Here is a 21,630-nt window from a genome sequence, read left to right as displayed (position 1 = left end):
TTTTTACCTATTTTTGATCATTTTTCAAGTCACGTGCAAAATCATCAAGGAAGTCTTCTATTAATTTATCCTTATAACCCTTTTTTCTAAGTTCACTCGCTAAAATTGCCGAAGTAAGCCACTTTCGCTTATCCGGATTTGAAGGAGTTTATCAATTATTAAGGAACATCAATACCAAGTTCAGTTCCTATTTCTTTCATTTCTTGATAGGTCTTTTCATCAATTGTGACACCTTTTTCTTTATTTTCTGCTAATAAACGGTACTCACGATCACCGGGTACCCAAATTTCTTTACCAGGAATATGTTCAAGCTGGCGAATTCGATCTAACATTGATGTGGCATCTTTCTTCAATACCTCTGGATCACCAAAGAATGCTGGGTTAAGAACCATTACAAATTGGCTAAAATCATGTTTGCCACTAACAGTATCGGCAGAGATAGATCCTTGGGCTAAAATACCCGTCAATAATTCAATTACAATTGAGTTTCCCATCCCCTTATAATTAGAATTTTCCTCATTGCTTCCGCCAAGAGTGAGAACTCCTCCACCCTTTTGTTCCCCTTCAGTAAAGGCCGCGGTGGCAAGAATATCTTCTGCCTCTTGCGCATCAGTTACTACCTGCCGATCTTTATCAACTGCCCATTCGCCGGGCAACGGTTCTCCTTTTTTAGCATGAACTTGAATTTTTCCACCGGAAACAACACAAGTAGCACCATCAAACATAAATGGATATGGAGAAGCAGGAAAGCCAAACGCAAAGGCATTAGACCCAAGAAAAGCCTGAGTAGCATTAGTTGGGACTACCAAGGGACGAGTGTTAGTAAGGGCAACTCCTACCAATCCAGCTTCTAACGCTAATCTTGTATAGTAACCAGCGGTGCCGAAGTGATTCGAATTGCGAATAACAGCAATTGCCACCCCTGTTTTCTTAGCCTTTTCAATTATTTTTTGAGTCGCTAAAACCGTTGCGAGCTGTCCCATATTTTGGTTAGCGTCAACAAGGACAGATCCTGGTAACTCACGAATAATTTTAGCCTTATTTTGAGGAATAATCGTTCCTTCTTTAATCATCCGACGATACCATGCTAATCGTTGAATCCCATGAGATGAGATCCCGCGCAAATCCGCATCAACTAGAGTGTCTGCTAATAATTGACTGTCATCGTGGTTAAATCCCAATTTTGTAAAAACTTCTACTAGATAATGCCGTTCATCGGTTGCTTGAATTCTCATTTTCATCCTTCTCTCATTTTATATTAATTATATTTTAATAACAAAGAGAAAAATGTCAATATTCAAAGTCGCTTAAAGGTTGGGATCCATCTTAAATGACATCTTTGAAAGCTCACAGCCTTCAGTTAATAATTCAAAGAAGAGTGCCTTTGTTCGTTCATTATAATGGGAAGCTATTTCATGATTTTGCTCCGTTAGATAATCAATTAGTGCCTGGCCTTCAAGACTAGCTGCTTCTTTATCAACCTGCGCAATTTTACGGCGTGCCCATTCATTTAATTCTTTTTGGTAGTCTTCATCTTTTTCCATAAATTCTTGATAATGACTTTCAACGACCTCTGCTAAGGCTTCATTTAACCAGAATGCAGACTCTAAGTTCATTTTTTCCGGTACATTTCGATATGATTCATCAGTATCGTCAGCATTAGCAAAAAATGGAACATAAGGGTTAAAGGCTGGGACCCCTAATTCAATCCAATGAATACTTGTTTTATATTTATTCAGATTGCGCATTTGTAAAATATGTGATTGGGCCGTCCGTGATAAAGAGATAGCCCGGTAAGTCTTACGTTCAGGAGCATCCCCCATTGGGTCGTAAGGTGTCTCATTAAAATGCGATTTTAGAACATATTGGATGTCTTCATTAGCAATCTTAAATTCAGCCTTACGGATAAATGGCATTTCAGAATCTTCGGGACGTTGACCCAATGAAGCGTTAGGACTAAGGTAACGTTGAGCAAACCAGGTCCGCGGTGTATTGTAATGACGGTCTTTTTGTGTACTGGTACCAAAAATATGGCGGAAATCCCACCGGTCATGGTCAGGGTTTAATTGATGTTCTTCAACAAACTCTTGAATTCCATCAGCCCACATATAATTATCAGGATCGTCAAAATCGATATCTTCAATTGCTACCTGGTTAGGAGTAACAGCATAACAATCATCAGGAATACGAACTGCAACCCATTGGTGACCAGTCACTACTTCCATATACCAAATATCATCTGCATCTGCAAATTGCATTCCGTTTCCCTCAGCCGAGCCCAATTCAGCAATTAATTTTCCAGTATATTCAACTCCTTCACGGGCAGAATGAATATACGGTAATACTAAAGTACAAAGTGAGTCTTCTGCCAGGCCATTTTTTACGTATGGATCATATGCTAACACCCGATCGTTTGCATAAACACTCTCAGTAAAGGAAGCTGCCACATTTGCTTCATTAATTCCATCTTCTTCATTAGGTCCGGCTGTTTGGTCAAGAGTAGGCGTAGAGGTATAACGCATTCCCTCTTCTGGCAAGGCTATAGTTACTTTGTTGTAAGGTGATACGTAGGTTTCATGGCGTTCTTTTACTGCCGGTTTTACTAAAAATTGCTTAGGTTCAATTGCCTTTACACGATCTTCATTACGGGCAATATAATTAGCACCATCGAGAGAAGCCTTTTTACCGACCATGATTGATGTACAAGCATCTTTATTTTGCATATTTATTTCCTCCTCAAATAATAGCGATTACATTATCTATGATACGCTAATTTGATGAGGACTGCAGTATTGAGCGAGTATAAAAACCCACCATGTTTAATCGAATGATACTGCATAATTTTGAGTTATCAGTTGCACAAGTTGCCTATCTTGATCATGGGCATGAATTCTATAAAATTTGTGATTCTGTCCTTACTTCATTTAATTAAAAAAGAAATGCCGATTAATATATCTGGAATAGCAAAATCAAAACAAATCGCTTTGACTTCCTTTTAATTTTTGATCATTTTTCCTGACCTACTATATTACAGGCTAATCATTATCATAGTCAGAGATAGCTATACAGTTTTTTGTACGCTTTTAAATATGTACATAAAACTGTGCTAAAATAAAACAGCAGAATTAGCAAGACGAGTAAATATTGGAAGAAATTCAATTTGTGATTATCTAAAAGGAAAATACGAGGCCAAGCAAGACAAGCTTCATTCACTAGTAAAAGCTTTAAATGTTGATGAAGGTTGGCTGATGGGATATAACATTAACCAAGAAAAAATAGCAATTCTAAAGTGCCAACTAATATAATTTATCCATTAGGAGATAAATTTCAGCATGTTAGCATCCCCTTCATTGGCGAAATTGCCTGTGGGGATCCTATCACAGCTGAAGAGAATATTGAAGGTTACGTTGAAGAGATTTTTCCCAAAAGGTAACCTCTTTGCTCTGCGTTGCAAAGGTAAAAGCATGGAACCAACCATTCACGACGGTTCAATTGTAACCATTAGAGAACAGCCCACAGTGGAAGATGGTGAAATAGCTGCTGCTCTCGTTGATGGTGATAATGAAGCGACACTGAAACGTGTTAAGCACTAAGGAAATCTAATTATGCTAATGCCAGATAATAAAGAATTCGGCCCAATTATCTTAGATAAAGATATTCCAGGTCGAATTATTGGTAAGGCGGTTCACGTTTCATGGAGCATTAAATAATGATCTACGTCCAAATACTGATTGACGTAAAAAGCTGAATGTTAGGGAGATTTACTTATGAAGTTCAAAAACATAATCGCACTTAGCTTGTTAGGAATTTGTGGAGGAACGGTTACTACTTCACTAGCAAATAATAATTATGTATATGCAGCATCAACAAACGATGATTATCCAGATATAACTAGTAAATTTGATGTGAATAACATGAATCAGTATGATGACTCAGATTTATTTACCGATGTATCAATAAAGAAATTCTATGTACAAAGTATTAGCTATGATAAACACCATAATGAACGAATAATTTTCACTAATACTCCTGAAAGTACTAACTATTATTTCACCGTTTTACAAGGTCGCAAGCATAAAAAACGCATTGCTGTTGGTGATCCTATAACGATTAAAGGTCAGCTTAATGGTCGTCTTGAAATTGAAAAAACACAAGCTAATAGTTGGTTTGCTAAAAAGTATTTTGGTAAAAATGCCATTATGGTTTTAACAGATAGTTATAAATAAATGAGAAAGTAATTGGAAAAACTTGTAAAAGAGAACAAGTAACTATGTACGTCCAAATACTGATTGACGTTAAAAGTTGAAATCGGAGGAGTTTATTTATGAATAAAGGTTTTAAGATTATGTTGGCAGTGGGCCTTGCTGGGGTTTCCCTCGCTACCACGACGGTTGTTGTTAATACGAATAGTAGCAATATTACAGTAGTTCAAGCGTCAAAACGTTCTAGAATTAACAAGGCAGTGTCTATCATGCAAGAAGAATATGGTGATTCTGCAGATGTTTACTACGATAAAGAAAATGACGTTATTGCTATTAAACCTACTGATGAAGAATTTGAAGATGAAATGATCGCTGTTCTTGACGGTGATGAGTCTGAACACGATTGGAACAAGCTTACCAAATCAATCGATGACTTATCAGAAACAATTTATGATGATTGTCATATTAAGACACCTATTGCAATTGTTAATCCTGAAAACACAGATAAAGTTTTATACATGTCTTACGATGGCGAATCACTCTATGATGTAATGCACGATGACAACAACTAAATAAAAAACATCCCCTGCTGCAACAAGGGATGAAATTATTGTAATTACAAGTTATTTTTCTAGTATAGTCTTTGCAAATCTTAAAGCATGTTTATCTAGCTGTAACCAATGTATATACTCACCATCAGATACATCTATTAAGGCTTTTCCAGTCATCAGTGTCTTTAGCTCATCAATGCCTATATTACTATCAGTTGGAAATTCTGAATAAAAAGATTCCAATTCAGTAATATTATCAATATCTTTTTTATCATTAACAATAATAATATTTTTATTCAAAGGAGTCACCTCAATGGTTAACAGAAAAATAAGAAGATCACAAAGCGAATATTATGATGCTTTTATTGAACAGCTTAAATTCTTAAATTATGCAGCAAAGCTATACGATAGTGGAGAGAGAACAGCTATAAAAATGGCTACTCCACAATTACGAACTTTATTCTATCAACAAAGCTATGGAGATATATTAATAAACCTTATTCCGGAAGTTAATAAAGATCAATTTTTGTCTACTTGTCAATTTGGTGAAAAGCCAATTATATATGGAGGAAGTGTTACTAATGCATTTGTTGCTGGCAAATATGTTTATCTTCCATCATGCTATGAAAAAAATTTAGAAATTGGTCACTATATTAGTTTTGAACATTGGTGGAACGGAAGAATTTTAATTGCCTCAGATACCTCATTCACCAGAAAAGAACTTGTTAGATTCATTGTAAATAAAGATGGCGGAGCTCACATTGACCCTGAGCTAAATGAAAAATACTATAACTTAAAGAATGATATATATTCTTTACAAGCAACTAAAATGCCAAATATGCCAGGGATTCCCTTCAAAGAGTTACATCTAGCACTCCTAAGGCAAGTAGTTCATGAAACTTTAATGTCATTTAAGAAAATGAATTTTATCAAGGATTACGATCCTGGAAAAAATTGTTTTAATATGAAGAACAATATTTTTCCTTTACATGTTACTCAAATGACAATCAATGAAGGCAAAAGTGCTACACCTACAATATACTATTAAATTTTAAACATTAAAACCCCAATGATCCAACTTTGGCCGGTCGATCATTGAGGTCACAATAGCAATACTAGGGGTGAAGTACACCCTCAGTACATTTTTATTATAACAGAAAGGAGTTTTACTATGAATGGTAATGTTAGAAAGCGTGGTAAAAAATGGTACTACCGCTTTGATATTGCTGACAAAGACGGAAAAAGACGACAGTATGAACGAGTCGGAGGCGATTCTTACAAGGAAGCAATGCACCGATTACGCGTTGCTTTAGAGCTTTATGAAAATACAGGAGCAGTTACCAACACTGATAAGATTTCAACTCATGATTACTTTGAATTTTGGTATGACAATTATGTTAAGACTAACTTATCTAAAAATACTCAGCTGAATTATCGGCATGTCTTGGATAAATATGTGCAACCTACCCTTGGAATTTACCAATTATCTAAAGTTACTCCAGAATTAATTCAAAAGACTATTAATAAGATTGCAGACTCTACCGAATACAAGCCTGATCACTCACGACTCCATGGTCATACTGTCGAAATTATTCTTATGGTTATCAAGGAAGGTTTTCGACAAGCAGTCCATCCCTGGCATATTCTTACTCAATCACCTGCAGAATATGTCCGGCAGCCAAAATATAACCATCCTAAAACTACACGAGAAGATCTAAAAATTATTACCCTACAACAATTTAATCAACTTTTAGAGCAATTTCCTCTTGGCCACCCATTTCACCTTCCCCTTTTAATCAGCTTTTATACTGGAATGAGGCGTGGAGAAGTAGCCGGTCTTGAATGGGATAATGTTAGTTTACCAGATGCTGAAATTAATGTTACTCAGCAAATGAAACAATATTCCAAAACTGATGTTCGACTTGGAAAATTAAAAACCGCTGCCAGTTATCGAACAATTGCAATCGGTGATCAACTTATTCATGCGCTTAAAGTTCAGCGGCGACTACAAAATGAAAATCGTTTACGATATGGTAAAAATTACCATGAATCTAACTTTGTATGTACAAAAGAAAATGGGAAACCTGTAACTCCCAATTCGATTAAGTACTATGCAAGTACCGTCACTAAAGAGCTAGGTTTCCCATTTAATTTCCATAGTTTGCGTCATACCCACGCAACCATGTTACTAGAAGCGGGTGCATCTGCTAAAGAGGTCCAAGTACGATTGGGCCATAACAAAATTGCCACCACTCTAGATACCTATGTCCATCTTAGCAATAAGAAGAAACATCAAACAGCAAATCTACTTGATCAAATAGCTAAAATGTAAATCTTGCCCACCATTTGCCCACAAAGTATCTTGCGTCTTGCCCACGAAGGTACTTCATGTGGGCAAATGGTGGGCAAAACACTTTAATTGGTATATAAATTGGTCTACTTTGTGAAATCCAGCAAGTTAGAAACGCCTTTACATCAACGTTTACTTCTCGTCCAATTGCTCATCAGTCTTCAAAACGGCCATAAAGGCGGCCTGAGGAATATCAACTTTTCCGACAGCCTTCATCCGTTTCTTCCCACGTTTCTGCTTATCTAATAATTTGGCACGCCGGTCTGGATCCCCGGTATGAATACGGGCAGTAACATCTTTCCGGTAGGCTTTAATATTAGTCCGGGCAATAATCTTAGAACCGATTGCTGCTTGAATTGGAATTTCAAAGTTTTGCCGTGGAATGATCTTCTTTAATTTAGCAGTAATTTCTCGACCACGTTCTGCCGCAAAGTCACGGTGAGCAATAAAGCTTAATGCATCCACCTTATCGCCATTAAGCAAGATGTCAATCTTAACCAAATTACTTGGACGGTAGCCATCAATTTCATAATCTAAGGAAGCGTATCCTCGTGTAGAACTTTTTAACTTATCAAAGAAGTCAAAAATAATTTCTGACAACGGAATATGATAAATAACGTTTACCCGGGTATCGCTTAGATATTCCATCGTATCAAAGTCTCCCCGTTTCCGTTGGCAAAGTTCCATTACTGGGCCAACATAATCATTGGGGACCATGATTGAGGCGCGGACATACGGTTCCTTAATCGCTTTAATGGAAGAAGCGTCCGGCATTTCAGCCGGATTTTCCACTTCCTTTGTTGTCCCATCTGCTAATTCAACATGATAAGTAACTGATGGTGCAGTCGTGATTAAATCAAGATTAAATTCACGTTCAAGTCGTTCTTGAATAACATCCATGTGAAGTAACCCTAAGAAACCACAACGGAACCCAAATCCCAATGCTTGCGATGATTCCGGTTCGAAGGTTAATGCTGCATCATTAAGTTGAAGCTTTTCCAACGCATCACGTAAATCATTAAATTTAGCATTATCGGTTGGATAGAGTCCAGCATATACCATTGGCGTCATTTGCCGATATCCTTCTAACGGCTTATCTGTAGGATTATCCGCACTTGTGACCGTGTCACCAACCCGGGTATCTTTAATGTCTTTAATTGCCGCCGTAATGTAACCTACATCCCCAGCCATTAACACATCACGGGCCAATGGTTTAGGAGAGTTAATTCCTACTTCTGCTACCTCATATTCGGTACCACCGTTCATTAATTTAATTCGGTCACCTTTTTTTACAGTTCCTTCAACAACCCGGACACTAAGGACAACTCCACGATAATCATCATACTTTGAATCAAAGATAAGAGCTTTCAAAGGCGCAGTTAAATCTCCTGTTGGTGCTGGAACATCCTTAACGATTTTTTCCAGGACTTCATCAACGCCCATTCCAGTCTTAGCACTAATATCAACTGCCTCATCAGGATCTAAACCAATTTCATCTTCAATCTGCTTCTTAGTACCCTCAGGATCAGCAGAAGGTAAATCTATCTTATTGATAACAGGTAAAATTTCAAGGTCATTGTCAAGCGCTAAAAAGACATTAGCAAGCGTCTGCGCTTCTACTCCTTGCGTTGCATCGACTACTAAGACGGCACCTTCACAGGCAGCAAGAGACCGTGATACTTCATAAGAAAAATCGACGTGGCCTGGTGTATCGATTAAATGGAAAATGTAATCTTCACCATCTTTAGCATGATACGTCAAGGCAACAGCATTTAATTTGATTGTAATGCCCCGTTCTCGTTCTAGAGGCATATCATCAAGAATCTGATTTTTCATTTCACGTTTGCTGATTGAATCAGTCATTTCTAAAATACGATCAGCAAGCGTTGATTTTCCATGGTCAATGTGGGCAACAATCGAGAAATTCCGAATGTGTTTTTGCCGCTCTTTCATTTCTTCTAGGTTCATTTAAAAAGACTCACTTTCAACGAATATTCTTTATCTAGTATACCAAATCCTCGTTTAGAATGGGAAACCTTCTACTAGATATACAAAAAGCAGGAAAAATATTAAGCTTTTCCTGCTTCATAAAAATTATTTACTTATCCTCAAAGGCATCACGTAACTTATCAAGAACTGTCTTCTTCACACCCTTAACATCTTCACCACTAGCAGCCGCAAAAGCTAACATTGCTTCACGTTGACGTTTGTTAAGGCTCTTAGGTGTCTTAACATGGACAGTAACATGTTCATCCCCGTTACCATTACCGTTAAGGTGTGGAACACCCTTGCCACGCAAGCGGAAATTAGTTTCTGATTGTGTTCCAGCAGGAATTTTAAGGTTGACATCACCATGAACCGTTTTAACTTTTACTTCGTCTCCCAAGGCTGCTTGAGCAAACGAAATATCACGATCAACATAAATTGTTGAACCATCGCGACGGAATTCTCGACTTGGTGTTACCCGGAAGACAATATACAAATCTCCGGCTGGGCCACCGTTCTCACCAGCGTCTCCTTGGTGTTGGAGCCGCATTTGTTGACCATCATCAACTCCGGCAGGCACCTTCACTTCTAGCTCATGACGTTCGTGAACATGTCCTGCACCATGGCAAGTATCACAACGATCTTCGGGCTTAATAATCTTTCCAGTTCCATTACATTCTGGACAAGTAGTTTGAGTTTGCATATTGCCTAGCGGTGTTTGACGAACGCTCGTAATCACTCCGGCACCATGACACCGTGGACAAGTTATTGGCGATTTGCCAGGCTTAGCTCCGGTTCCATGACAAGTCTTACATTCTGCATCACGGTCATACTTGATAGTAGTTGTTTTACCAAAAACCGCATCCATAAAATCAAGAGTCATTGCATATTGTAAATCACGCCCTTGACGCGGGGCTGTTGGGTCCCGACGAGTACGACCGCCGCCGCCAAAGAATTGACTAAAGATGTCGTCAAAGCCGCCACCAAAGTTAGAATAAGCTTGACCACCACCAAAGCCGCCAAAGCCTTGACCGCCAGCACCTTGTGGGCCAGCTGAACCAAATTGATCATATTGAGCACGTTTTTGACTATCACTCAATGTCTCATATGCTTCATTAATCTTCTTAAACTTTTCTTCTGCACCAGGCTCGTGGTTAACATCTGGGTGGTATTTTGCCGCAAGCCGACGATATGCACGCTTGATGTCTTTTTCGGATGCATCCTTAGAGACACCTAAAATGTCATAATAATCTTGTTCTGCCATATAATAAATACCTCATTACTTTATTGCTTGTTTAGTTATACCACAGCCAGCAAACGAAAGTAAAAGCCAAAGTCCTTTTTTCTGGCCTTTGGCTTTTACACTAACATTTTAAGACTGTTTACCGCAGGCTATTTCTTGTCGTCTGGTGTAACGTCCTTAAAATCACCATCAACAGTATTGTCATCATTACCGTTGTCATTACCATTTTGTTGGCTATCACCAGGTTGACCATTAGCAGCGCCACCTTGTGCACCTTGAGCTTGTTGGTAAAGCTTTACGCTAAGGTCTTGAATAACTTTGTTCAAAGCATCCTTCTTAGCTTTCATTTCATCAAGGTTGCCGCTTTCTTTAGCCTTCTTTAATTCGTCACGAGCACTTTCAGCCTTCTTGATATCATCTTCAGGAACTTTACCCTTAACTTCCTTCAAAGTCTTATCAACTTGGAAGAGTTCTTGGTCAACTTCATTCTTCAAGTCAACTTCTTCCTTCTTCTTCTTGTCGGCTTCAGCATGCTCTTCAGCATCCTTCTTCATCCGTTCAATTTCTTCATCACTTAAGCCTGAGTTAGACTTGATAGTGATGTTTTGCTTCTTATGAGTTCCTTGATCTTCAGCAGAAACATTAACAATACCGTTCTTATCGATATCAAATGTAACTTTGATTTGAGGAACACCACGAGGAGCAGCAGGAATATCAGTTAGTTGGAAGTTACCCAAAGTCTTATTATCTGCTGCCATTGGACGTTCACCTTGAAGAACGTGAATGTCAACAGCTGGTTGGTTATCAGCAGCAGTTGAGAAGATTTGGCTCTTTGAAGTAGGAATAGTTGTGTTACGGTCAATCAACTTAGTGAAGACACCACCCATGGTTTCAATACCAAGTGAAAGTGGAGTAACATCAAGTAATACGACATCCTTAACATCACCAGTAAGAACCCCACCTTGAATAGCTGCACCAAGAGCAACGGCTTCGTCAGGATTAATTGAGTGGTTAGGTTCCTTACCAGTTAATTCCTTAACCATTTCTTGAACGGCAGGAATACGAGTAGATCCACCATTTAAGATAACTTCATCAATGTCATCAAAAGTAAGATCAGCATCTTTCAAAGCATTCAATACCGGTTGCTTTGTCCGCTCAACCAAATCGTTAGTTAATTGGTTAAATTGTGCCCGACTTAATGTCTTTTCCAAGTGTAATGGGCCGTTTTCACCAGCTGAAATAAATGGTAAGCTGATTTGTGCTTCTTGAACACCAGACAAGTCCTTCTTAGCCTTTTCAGCAGCATCCTTCAAACGTTGAAGCGCCATCTTATCTTGAGAAAGATCAACACCGTGTTCTTCCTTAAAGCCATCGATTAACCAATCCATAATCTTTTGGTCAAAGTCATCCCCACCTAAATGAGTATCACCATTAGTAGAGAGAACTTGGAAGACACCGTCACCTAATTCAAGAATGGAAACATCGAATGTACCACCACCAAGGTCATAAACAAGGATCTTTTCATCTTTGTCCTTTTTGTCAAGACCGTATGCTAGGGATGAAGCAGTAGGTTCGTTAATAATCCGCTTTACATCAAGGCCCGCAATTTTACCGGCATCCTTAGTAGCTTGACGTTGAGCATCGTTGAAGTATGCAGGAACAGTGATAACTGCTTGAGTAACAGTATCACCAATGTAGTCTTCAGCATATTTCTTAAGGTATTGCAAAATCATTGCTGAAATTTCTTGTGGAGTATATTTCTTACCATCAACTTCAACAGTGTATCCTGCTTCACCCATGTGACTCTTGATTGATGAAATAGTGTTAGGATTAGTAATTGCTTGACGCTTTGCTACTTCCCCAACTTGAGTTTCACCATTCTTAAATGAAACAACAGATGGTGTTGTCCGACTTCCTTCTGGGTTGGTGATAATCTTAGGTTCATTACCTTCCATAACAGCAACCGCAGAGTTAGTAGTACCTAAATCAATACCAATAATCTTATTACTTGCCATAATTTATTTCCTTCTCTCACAAATTTATTGAGCAACAACAACCATTGCTGGGCGTAATACCCGGTCTTTGAGTTGATATCCTGCTTGAAGAACATTAACAACAGTTTCAGGCTTCTGACCTTCTTCGACCGGAACAGTTTGAACTGCCTGGTGAAGAGTAGGATCAAATGTTTCACCATCAGCTTTGATTTCAGTGATGCCATGATCATTTAATGCCTTTACAAGGTGATCATGGACCATTTGAATGCCTTTTTTAAGTTGCTTGCCATTATCGTCTACAACTTCAATTGCTAATGCCCGTTTAAGGTTATCAAGCACTGGTAAAATTGACTTTGCTAAATCCTGACCATCATATTTAAGGATTTGAGCCCGTTCTTTATTAAAACGATTAGTCATATTTTGAATTTCTGCTTCTGCTCGCAAATATTTGTCATCTTTATCAGCGAGCTGCTTCTTTAAGTCAGCGATCTCTTCTTTTAATTTAGAAGTTTGATCACCCTTCTTATCTGAAGCCTCTTTTTTTATATCTTTTTTAGGTGCCTTTTCATTTTCAGGCGCAGTTTGTTTTTGTTGTTCTTCTTGTTTTTCCTTGGCCAATTAACTCGCCTCCTATGAATCATAATAGTGACGGTAGAAATCTAATAGCCGTTTTGCTAATTCTTGGCGAAAGGCATTTACAATTCCAATCGTCCGTGAATAAGGCATCCTTGTTGGACCAAGAACTGCAATAATTCCTCGTCCATATTGTTCAACATTATAACTTGCAGTAATCAAGCTATAGTCATCAAGAAGCTTATTCTTAGAGATTTCTTGACCGATTTTAACATTAACTCCATTATCTGAGGTAAGTGTCGAATCCAAGATATTCGATAAGTTGTCGTTCTTATCTAACAAGCCATACAGTGATTGGATTGCGTGGGGATCATGAGTACTTGCAAAATCCAGTAAGTTCAATCGACCACCAACGAAAAACCGCTCACGTGCTGCTTGAGATAAGACATTATCAAAAATGTCAAGGAAACCATCGGGACTATGCATATAATGCAGAACCTGGAGTGGGATATCATCTTTTAGTCGTTTTACCACTTCTGATAGCGGCAAACCAACTAATTGATCATTAATCATTCTAATTACTGCCTGCATTGCATCTGTGTCAATGTCCGGCGGCAAAGTGAATGACTGATTTTCAACCTCACCGCTGTCGGTAACTAAGATCGCAATAACCTTATGATTCCCCAGCGGTACAACTCGAAAGCCACTCAAACGAACACTTTCTTGCTCAGGCTTTAGTGTAAAAGCAGTATATGAAGTTAAGTTTGATAAGATATCTGCTGAATGTGAAATAATCTCGTCAATCTTTTGAAAACCGTTTCCAAGTGAGTTTTGAATTACTACCAGGTCATTATCAGTAACTGCTTGTGGATCAAGCAAGTTATCAACATAATACCGGTAACCTCGTTTCGATGGAATCCGGCCCGATGAAGAGTGCTCTTTTAAGATCAAATCATTGTCCTCTAAAACCGCCATCTCATTACGGACAGTTGCTGAACTGACCTTAAAAGGTAACTTTTCTGCTAAATGTTTTGATCCAACCGGTTGACCAGTTGATGTGTATTGACGTACAATCGCTTGCAGAATCTTTTTCTGTCGTTGTGTTAGCATCGTATATCACTTCCCCTTTTAGCACTCATTAGGGTCAAGTGCTAAACACACTGTATAATATACCAATTACTACCCTAAAAGTCAAGAAACGTCAAACAATTTTTTAAAGGAGCTTTATCCATGAAACATAAAGAACATCGCTATATTCAACCCCAGAATACTCAAGAAGCAATGTTATTAATTCAGAAGTTATTTAATAAATACCGTAATGCGCCCCTCACGAATGAACTATTAGAATATCACAACAACCTAATCTATCGCTTGCAGTCAGATATTAAAGACGAAGCAATTAAGGAGAACAATCCTAATCAACTTAAGGCACTTGCTTCAATGACCGAAATTATGCGTAACTGGACAACAGTGCGCTTAAACGGCCAGCCTTTTAACGGGAAAATGCGGCATTTCAAATTAGTGACTGATGGCGGATTCAAATTTGAACGAAACATCCATAAAATTAATCAGACTACCAGTCATCGGGGAAGTCGGCATTAAAAAAGAGGTTTGATGAATCTTGGTGGTGCAATTGCCACGAAAGATCAATCTAAACCTCTTTTATTTATATTTTTCTAAAATATGACGGGCGTCTTGTTCATCTTGCTTCATCTGTGCAACTAATGCATCCGCTCCCGTGAACTTTTCTTCGCCACGAAGGTACTGATACCAACGAACAACTACTTCCTCGCCATACACCATTTGTTGAAAATCAAATAAGTTAATTTCAACCGTTAATTGATTAGCATCGCCAAATGTTATGTTGTGGCCAACACTTGCCATACCGTCATACCACTTCTTACTGAGCTTAACTTTGACGGCATAGACCCCAATTCCAGGAATTCGCTCCTCTTCTGGATGCTCAACATTGATCGTAGGAAAACCAAGTGTTCGTCCACGAGCTAAGCCATGAACTACTAAGCCAGTTGTTTGATAAGGATACCCTAACGCTTGGTTAGCTGCTTCCACATTACCAGCATCGATTAATTTCCGAATTTCTCGCGAACCGACCTTTTCTTGACTTCCATCCTCAGTAAATTTGGGCACAGTTACAACTTCAAACCGTCCCGCTGCATACTTAGGAAGCAACTTCATTGATGCAATATCTTCTTTTCCATAAGTATGATCAAAACCTGCTACGACCGTTTGAGCATGAAAACCTACCAAATACTCATCAACAAATTGCTGAGGGGAAAGGCTTGCAAACGATGATGTAAAACTTATTAGATAAACCCGATCGACATCAAGATCATTTAATAATTCAAGCTTCCTATCGACCGTTGATAGATATTTAAAGCCGCCCTTATATTGACGATAAACAATTCCAGGAGCATGATCATACGTCAAAACTACTAATGGCAATCCTTTTTCACGGGCAATTTCACGGGCACATTTGATTACTGCTTGATGCCCCCGATGAACACCATCAAAGAAACCCATTGCAAGTACAATTGGCCCCGCAGGAATTAGTCTTTTTGCCAAAGGATGGTGAATTTTTATAACTTGCAACTCCTACACTCCTCAATTAACTGCAAACATTTTAGTTGGCTTATACATTTTATTTTTCGGATCAAAATGATACAGTGCTTTTACTTGTCCATCAAATGATAACACAATTTCCTTCTCGCTAGTATTAAGTTCACTTGGAGAAAGCCATCCCCCATTTTGAACCTTTTTCCATTGAGCCACTTGAATCGTTAATTGCGGATAGTCCTTCAAAGCATAATCTAAAGGATACAAGTATTGCTGGAGAGTTTGGGTCGCAACAGCATCGCGAACGTCATCTAAACTTAGAGTCTGATCAAGAGTAAAGCCTCCACTCTTCAACCGCGTTAACAAACTCATTACTCCTGGATATCCTAGTTTACGTGCAAGGTCAACAACAAGTGTCCGAATATAAGTACCCTTACTACATTCAACATTAAAGCGGATTCGTTGTTGTTTGTTTTTCTTATCATACTTTGAGCTTAGTAATTCAAATTTGCTAATAGTCACTTGCCGTTTGGGCCGTTCAACAGTTTCACCAGCTCTTGCATATTCATAAAGCTTTTTTCCATTTACTTTTACCGCCGAATACATCGGTGGGATTTGTATTATTGTCCCCGTTAATGAATTCATGGCTGATAGTATTTCACTAGTGGGAATTTCATCTGCAACTACTTTTTCTTCAATTTTGTCTCCATCAAGGTCTTGAGTAGTAGTCGCAAACCCAATTAAAAGCTCACCTTGATATTGCTTTCCTGATTGCATCAAATAGTCAACAACTTTGGTAGCATTTCCAACACAAATTGGTAAAACGCCTGCTACACCTGGGTCAAGCGTTCCTGAATGACCAATCTTTTTAGTTTTTAAAATTTGTCGCAGTCGACTAACACAGGCAAAACTAGTCATCCCACGTTCTTTATATAAGGGTATTATTCCATCCATCGTTATTCCTCCAAGGGGCTGTGATATAAGTCAAGTTACTTTCACAAAAGACAAATAACGCAGTACAACAATGGCCTCCATCGCTCGGTAAAACCGAACGTTGGAGGCCTATTGTTGCTTGCGGGAGCTCACAGAGGCTAGCTTTGCGTCGAAAACGAACTCACAAGTGACTTCTGTCTCGCTCCCCTTTTTGCTAATTATTTTTCTTTTTTGTGTAAGTCGTTAATGAGTTGATCAATTCGACTACCGTAAGCAACTGATGGGTCTCTTACAAATTTAATTTCTGGAGTCTTAAAAATATTAAGACGTGCACCTAATTCACTGCGAATTAACCCAGTCGCCTTATCTAATCCAGCCTGTGCCTTTTCGGCATCAGAAGCAAGATCTGACAAGATACTGTAATAGATAGTTGCTTGCTGGAGATCACCAGTAACATCCACACCTGTAATTGTAACGTTTTGTACACGTGGATCACGAACACGTTTTAACAAGATTTCATCAACATCTTTTTGAATTTCTTGAGCTAAACGATCTACTCGATATTGTTTACTTGGCATCTTTATCTCTCCTCAGCTTTTACTTAACTGGAACTTCTTTCATCTTGTAGGCTTCAATAACATCCATTTCCTTAATGTCATTGTAGTTTTCGATTGTCAAACCACATTCGTAACCCTGCTTAACTTCTTTGACATCATCTTTGAAGCGCTTAAGACTACCTAGTTCACCTTCGTAAATAACAACGCCATCACGAACTAAGCGAACCTTTGCATCACGAGTGATCTTACCGGATGTAACCATTCCCCCGGCAATTGTACCAACCTTTGATGCCTTATAGATTTGACGAACTTCTACTTGACCAATTGTTTCTTCCTTGTATACCGGTTCAAGCATCCCCTTCATCGCATCTTCAACTTCTTCAATTGCATCGTAAATGACACGGTGAAGACGAATATCAATACTATTAGAATCAGCCAATGTCTTAGCTACGGCAGTTGGACGGACATTAAAGCCAATGATAACCGCATTAGATGCTTCAGCTAAGGTAACATCACTTTGATTAATGGCACCAACGGCTTGGTGAATAATATCAACACGAACACCGTCAACTTTAATCTTTTGAAGACTTTGACTTAAAGCTTCAACTGATCCTTGAACATCGGCTTTAATGATAATTGGTAAGGTCTTCATTTGCCCTTTCTTCATAGTAGCAAAAAGGTTGTCTAATGTAACGTGAGAAGTCTTTTGACGTTCCTTATCCATGGCACGTTTAGCCCGTTCTTCACCTGCTGCACGGGCAGTCTTTTCATCATCAAAGACAACAAAACGGTCCCCAGCTTCTGGTACTTCATTTAGCCCAGTAATCTCAACAGGAGTAGATGGGGTGGCTTCTTTAATCCGACGACCATTTTCATTTGTCATTGTCCGCACACGACCAAATGTGTTACCAACAACAATTGGGTCCCCCACATGAAGAGTTCCTTGTTGCACTAAAACAGTAGCAACTGATCCCCGGCCTTGATCAAGACGGGCTTCAACAACTGACCCAGCTGCATTTTGATCTGGATTAGCCTTCAATTCCAACATTTCAGCTTGGAGTAGAATCATATCAAGCAATTCATCAAGATTCTTACCAAATTTGGCAGAAATCTTAACAAAAATCGTATCTCCACCCCAGTCTTCAGGAATTAAATTGTACTTTGCTAATTCTTCAGTTACACGATCTGGATTTGCACCTGGCTTATCAATCTTGTTAACTGCAACAATGATTGGTGTTTGGGCAGCTTGCGCGTGGTGAATCGCTTCAACTGTCTGTGGCATAACTCCATCATCAGCTGCAACAACAAGGACCGTGATATCAGTAATATTAGCTCCTCGTGCACGCATTTCAGTAAAGGCAGCGTGTCCTGGGGTATCAAGGAACGTAATTAATTGATCATTATAGTGAACTTGGTAAGCACCAATTTCCTGAGTAATTCCCCCCGCTTCATGTTCAGTAACATGAGAGTGACGCAACTTATCAAGCAAGGTTGTCTTACCATGGTCAACGTGTCCCATAACGGTAACAACAGCTGGCCGCGTTACTTGATGTTCAGTATTATTTTGTTCATCTTCAAACATCTTATCAATGTCTGAAACATCAACTTGAACTTTTTCCTTAGCCTCAATACCGTAATCAGTTGCTAATAATTCAATTGTATCCTTATCAAGTGACTGATTTTGGTTGATCATTACACCAAGCATAAATAATTTTTTAACGATTTCTGCTGGTGAACGGTGTAAGATCTTTCCTAAGTCTTGAGCATTCATCCCATCAGTATATTCTAATACTTCTGGAAGCGGCTTATCTTTTCGTTGTGTTGGTTGCTTATGAGCTACCTCACGTAACCGCTTATTCTTATTGTGTTTCTTGTTCTTCTTATTTTTCTTATTAAAGCGTTTGCCATTACGGCCTTGATCGTTATTCAAGCTGCCGCCAAATCGACCACCGTTGTTTTGGTGTTGATTATTATCTTTTGTTCCATTGTTTGACCGGCTATTGTTTTTCTTTTGTGGACGCTCATTTTGCGTTTTATCATGATCATGGTGTTGATTATGATTTTGTGCTTGATGGTTATTTTGCTTATTGTGACCATCATTTTTCTTTACTGGTTGGTGTTGATTATTAGTTGTTTTTTGTCCACCCTTTGCAAGTTGACGTAATTGTTGCGCTTGATCTGGGGTAACAGAAGACATGTGACTTTTAACTCCCATTCCTTGCCGATTGGCCATATTAACTAAGTCTTTGCTAGGCATTTTTAATTCCTTAGCTAATTCATAAATTCGCTCTTTGGCCATATGCTCACACTCCTTATCTCATAGTTAGTAGTTCCTCAAACTTCCTTGCAAAACCTGATTGCATTACACAAAAAACTGTTCGTGCTTGCCCTGTTGCCTGGCTAAGCTGTTCTCTAGTGAAATCGGTTGAAAAAGGAATGCCATAAAATTTACATTTATCAGTAATCTTTTTTGCACTAGCTTTTCCAGCATCTGAAGCTAGGAATACAAACTTTGCCTTTTTAGTTTGAATATTTTTTAAGACAATCTCTTCCCCACTTTGAAGTTGCCGGGCGCGCCGAGCGATTCCAAGGAGGTTTAAGACCTGTTCTTTATTTTTGATCATTACCAAATAACTCTTGTCGTGCCTGTAGGTGGTCTGCATACTTGATTAATTCATCATAAAATGATTCATCAAGTTGAACATGAAAAGCCTTTTCAAAAGTTTTTTCTTTCTTGGCCCGCTTTGCAATATCCACATCTACTGCAACATATGCTCCACGACCAGGCTTCTTACCAGTTGGGTCTAAGGATACTTCATTTTCCTTATTCTTAACTACCCGAATTAATTGCCGTTTGGGCATCATTTCACCGGTAACAATGTCTTTACGCATCGGTATTTTTCTCTTTTTCATTATTTTCACCCCGCTGCTTAATTTTTAGTTATTCTTCGTTATTGTCAATATTTTCTTCTGAATCAGCTACTTCTTCAGATTCTTGATCATTTTCAGCCATTTCAGATTCAGACTTGATATCAATCTTGTACTTAGTCAAACGAGCAGCGAGACGAGCATTTTGTCCCCGCTTACCAATGGCTAAGGATAATTGGCTATCTGGAACAACGACAGTGCAAGAACGTTCTGTTTGTCCTTCAGTCGTTTCTTCTCCTTCGCTATCCTCAGTTTCGCTTGCTGCCTTCTCTTCGTTAAAGATTACATCAAGTACTTCTGCTGGGTTCAACGCATTAGCGATAAACTTAGCGGGATCCTTAACGTATTCCACAATATCCATATTCTCGCCATCAAGTTCATTAACGATTGCTTGGACACGAGAACCTCGTGGACCAACGCAAGTCCCAACTGGATCAACATTAGGATCATTTGAGTATACCGCAACCTTAGCACGATCACCTGCTTCACGAGCAATATTTTCGATTAAGACAGTCCCATCCTTGATTTCAGGCACTTCTCGTTCAAATAATCGCTTCAAAAGTTCTGGAGCAGTCCGGCTAACAAAGATTTGTGGTCCCCGACGATCGTCATTTACTTTCGTTACGTATACTTGAATCCGATCATGGACATGGTAGTGCTCATTAGGCATCTTATCTCTAAAGCCCATAGCACCTTCTACGCCATCTCCTAAATCAACGTATGTGAAACGCTTATCTTCTCGTGAAACTTCACCAGTGATAATCTCGTTTTCATAAGTCTTGTACCTGTCGTAAATAATTTTCCGTTCTTCTTCACGGAGACGTTGCATTACCACTTGTTTAGCAGTTTGGGCAGCAATCCGACCAAAGTCACGAGGAGTAACTTCTTCGCGAATTTCATCACCAATATCATACCCTTGGCCATGAGGAAGCTTCCGTGCATCAGCTAAACTCATAAATTCGTTGCTATCTGCTTCGACTGCTTCTTCATCATCAGTAATTGTTTTTACAGCGTAGACTTTAATATTCCCAGTCAATGAATTGAATTCTACTTCAACATTCTTATCACCGTAATTTTGCTTGTATGCTGATTCAAGTGCTTGTTCTAACGCTTCAATAACAATCTCTTTCTTGATACCCTTTTCTTTTTCAAGATAATCAAGGGCGCCAATCATCTCAGTGTTAATTTTTGGCTTACTCACCTTTCGACACTCCTTTAATACTAGAATTTAATCGCTAATCGGGCCTGGGCAATTTTCTGACGATCAATCGTAATTTGCCGATGACGAGTCTTATCTAAATAATCCAACGTAATTTCTTTATCAGATAATTGCGTTAAGGTACCCTCATAAACCTTTTGACCATTAATCTGTTGGTAAAGAGAGATGTGAATGTAATGGTCAATTGCTCGTTGATAATCTTCCTCTTTCTTTAGTGGGCGTTCAGCACCTGGTGAGGAAACTTCTAAAAAGTAAGCCTGTGGAATTGGATCAGGTTCAACATTATCTAATGCTTCACTTAATTCATCACTGACAAGTGCGCAATCTTCTAGCGTAATCCCACCGTCTTTATTAATATAAACGCGGAGGTACCAGCTTTTACCTTCTTTTACAAACTCTAAGTCATATAAGTAAAAATCATGGTCCTGTAAAATCGGCGTTACAAGATCTGTTACAGTTTCTACAACACTGCTCAAACGTGTCACCTCCATTATTTGCAATAAAAAGAGCGAGCATCTCT

General features: G+C 38.8%; 22 protein-coding genes and 1 pseudogene. 7 read left to right on the top strand and 16 right to left on the bottom strand.

The genetic code is table 11. The features are described 5' to 3' along the window. Positions 1-158: 158 nt before the first annotated feature. Positions 159-1,235: an Ldh family oxidoreductase gene (locus LREU_RS03840; protein WP_011953435.1), complete on the bottom strand. Its 1,077-nt coding sequence runs from the start codon at positions 1,233-1,235 to the stop codon at positions 159-161. A 72-nt stretch (positions 1,236-1,307) separates the two neighbouring features. Next, a complete protein-coding gene (locus tag LREU_RS03835; RefSeq protein ID WP_003668158.1) occupies positions 1,308-2,723 on the bottom strand; it encodes a C69 family dipeptidase in 1,416 nt (471 codons plus the stop codon). Positions 2,724-3,131: 408 nt separating this feature from the next. Here LREU_RS03835 and LREU_RS10190 point away from each other — a divergent pair. From LREU_RS10190 to LREU_RS03820, 4 genes and pseudogenes are all read left to right on the top strand, one after another. Beyond that, a pseudogene (locus LREU_RS10190) lies at positions 3,132-3,305 on the top strand (hypothetical protein); the annotation flags it as partial. Between the two features lie 159 nt (positions 3,306-3,464). Then, a complete protein-coding gene (locus LREU_RS10520; RefSeq protein ID WP_229281117.1) occupies positions 3,465-3,593 on the top strand; it encodes a LexA family protein in 129 nt (42 codons plus the stop codon). A gap of 174 nt (positions 3,594-3,767) precedes the next feature. After that, positions 3,768-4,226: a hypothetical protein gene (locus LREU_RS03825; RefSeq protein ID WP_003668160.1), complete on the top strand. Its 459-nt coding sequence runs from the start codon at positions 3,768-3,770 to the stop codon at positions 4,224-4,226. A 98-nt stretch (positions 4,227-4,324) separates the two neighbouring features. After that, positions 4,325-4,774: a hypothetical protein gene (locus LREU_RS03820; protein WP_003668161.1), complete on the top strand. Its 450-nt coding sequence runs from the start codon at positions 4,325-4,327 to the stop codon at positions 4,772-4,774. 51 nt (positions 4,775-4,825) lie between these two features. Here LREU_RS03820 and LREU_RS03815 read toward each other — a convergent pair whose 3' ends face one another. Continuing rightward, positions 4,826-5,062, bottom strand: coding sequence for a hypothetical protein (locus LREU_RS03815; protein ID WP_003668162.1), 237 nt, complete (start codon positions 5,060-5,062; stop codon positions 4,826-4,828). Between the two features lie 4 nt (positions 5,063-5,066). Between LREU_RS03815 and LREU_RS03810 the strand changes: the two genes are divergently transcribed. Together LREU_RS03810 and LREU_RS03805 are read left to right on the top strand one after the other, a co-directional pair. Further along, entirely contained in the window at positions 5,067-5,801 is a 735-nt protein-coding gene (locus tag LREU_RS03810; protein WP_003668163.1) for a response regulator, read from the top strand. 123 nt (positions 5,802-5,924) lie between these two features. After that, the gene (locus tag LREU_RS03805) at positions 5,925-7,085 is read left to right on the top strand and encodes a site-specific integrase (protein WP_003668165.1); all 1,161 of its coding nucleotides are present in this window, start codon (positions 5,925-5,927) and stop codon (positions 7,083-7,085) included. A gap of 150 nt (positions 7,086-7,235) precedes the next feature. Here the strand turns inward: LREU_RS03805 and lepA are convergent, their stop codons facing one another. The 5 genes from lepA to hrcA all read right to left on the bottom strand — a co-directional run bounded on the left by lepA (position 7,236) and on the right by hrcA (position 14,009). Then, positions 7,236-9,071 carry a translation elongation factor 4 gene (lepA, locus tag LREU_RS03800; RefSeq protein ID WP_003668167.1) on the bottom strand — a complete coding sequence of 612 codons (1,836 nt, stop codon included), beginning with the start codon at positions 9,069-9,071 and terminating at the stop codon, positions 7,236-7,238. A gap of 130 nt (positions 9,072-9,201) precedes the next feature. Further along, the gene (dnaJ, locus tag LREU_RS03795; protein WP_003665811.1) at positions 9,202-10,353 is read right to left on the bottom strand and encodes a molecular chaperone DnaJ; all 1,152 of its coding nucleotides are present in this window, start codon (positions 10,351-10,353) and stop codon (positions 9,202-9,204) included. A gap of 128 nt (positions 10,354-10,481) precedes the next feature. Next, on the bottom strand, positions 10,482-12,347 hold the full coding sequence (dnaK, locus tag LREU_RS03790; protein ID WP_003668169.1) for a molecular chaperone DnaK: 1,866 nt from the start codon (positions 12,345-12,347) through the stop codon (positions 10,482-10,484). A 24-nt stretch (positions 12,348-12,371) separates the two neighbouring features. Next, on the bottom strand, positions 12,372-12,944 hold the full coding sequence (gene grpE / locus LREU_RS03785; RefSeq protein WP_003668171.1) for a nucleotide exchange factor GrpE: 573 nt from the start codon (positions 12,942-12,944) through the stop codon (positions 12,372-12,374). Positions 12,945-12,956: 12 nt separating this feature from the next. Next, the gene (gene hrcA / locus LREU_RS03780) at positions 12,957-14,009 is read right to left on the bottom strand and encodes a heat-inducible transcriptional repressor HrcA (protein WP_003668173.1); all 1,053 of its coding nucleotides are present in this window, start codon (positions 14,007-14,009) and stop codon (positions 12,957-12,959) included. A gap of 120 nt (positions 14,010-14,129) precedes the next feature. Between hrcA and LREU_RS03775 the strand changes: the two genes are divergently transcribed. Further along, positions 14,130-14,501: a hypothetical protein gene (locus LREU_RS03775; RefSeq protein ID WP_003668175.1), complete on the top strand. Its 372-nt coding sequence runs from the start codon at positions 14,130-14,132 to the stop codon at positions 14,499-14,501. Positions 14,502-14,561: 60 nt separating this feature from the next. Here the strand turns inward: LREU_RS03775 and ribF are convergent, their stop codons facing one another. The 8 genes from ribF to rimP form a co-directional block, all read right to left on the bottom strand. Beyond that, complete coding sequence (gene ribF, locus LREU_RS03770; RefSeq protein ID WP_003668177.1) at positions 14,562-15,509, bottom strand: riboflavin biosynthesis protein RibF; 948 nt, start codon at positions 15,507-15,509, stop codon at positions 14,562-14,564. A gap of 12 nt (positions 15,510-15,521) precedes the next feature. Continuing rightward, positions 15,522-16,427 carry a tRNA pseudouridine(55) synthase TruB gene (gene truB, locus LREU_RS03765; RefSeq protein ID WP_003668179.1) on the bottom strand — a complete coding sequence of 302 codons (906 nt, stop codon included), beginning with the start codon at positions 16,425-16,427 and terminating at the stop codon, positions 15,522-15,524. Positions 16,428-16,624: 197 nt separating this feature from the next. Then, positions 16,625-16,984, bottom strand: a complete 360-nt coding sequence (gene rbfA / locus LREU_RS03760; RefSeq protein WP_003665800.1) for a 30S ribosome-binding factor RbfA — start codon at positions 16,982-16,984, stop codon at positions 16,625-16,627. 19 nt (positions 16,985-17,003) lie between these two features. Next, positions 17,004-19,262 carry a translation initiation factor IF-2 gene (gene infB, locus LREU_RS03755; RefSeq protein WP_003668181.1) on the bottom strand — a complete coding sequence of 753 codons (2,259 nt, stop codon included), beginning with the start codon at positions 19,260-19,262 and terminating at the stop codon, positions 17,004-17,006. Between the two features lie 13 nt (positions 19,263-19,275). Next, positions 19,276-19,587, bottom strand: a complete 312-nt coding sequence (locus LREU_RS03750) for a L7Ae/L30e/S12e/Gadd45 family ribosomal protein (RefSeq protein WP_003665798.1) — start codon at positions 19,585-19,587, stop codon at positions 19,276-19,278. Next, positions 19,574-19,876 carry an RNase P modulator RnpM gene (gene rnpM / locus LREU_RS03745; RefSeq protein ID WP_003668183.1) on the bottom strand — a complete coding sequence of 101 codons (303 nt, stop codon included), beginning with the start codon at positions 19,874-19,876 and terminating at the stop codon, positions 19,574-19,576. Before rnpM ends, LREU_RS03750 begins: the two co-directional genes overlap by 14 nt. A gap of 28 nt (positions 19,877-19,904) precedes the next feature. Then, complete coding sequence (gene nusA / locus LREU_RS03740; RefSeq protein ID WP_003668184.1) at positions 19,905-21,092, bottom strand: transcription termination factor NusA; 1,188 nt, start codon at positions 21,090-21,092, stop codon at positions 19,905-19,907. 20 nt (positions 21,093-21,112) lie between these two features. Further along, entirely contained in the window at positions 21,113-21,586 is a 474-nt protein-coding gene (rimP, locus tag LREU_RS03735) for a ribosome maturation factor RimP (RefSeq protein ID WP_011953434.1), read from the bottom strand. Positions 21,587-21,630 lie beyond the last annotated feature (44 nt).

This window comes from Limosilactobacillus reuteri subsp. reuteri (genome assembly GCF_000016825.1).
In the GTDB taxonomy this organism is placed as follows: domain Bacteria; phylum Bacillota; class Bacilli; order Lactobacillales; family Lactobacillaceae; genus Limosilactobacillus; species Limosilactobacillus reuteri.
This window is presented reverse-complemented; position numbering and strand designations above follow the sequence as displayed.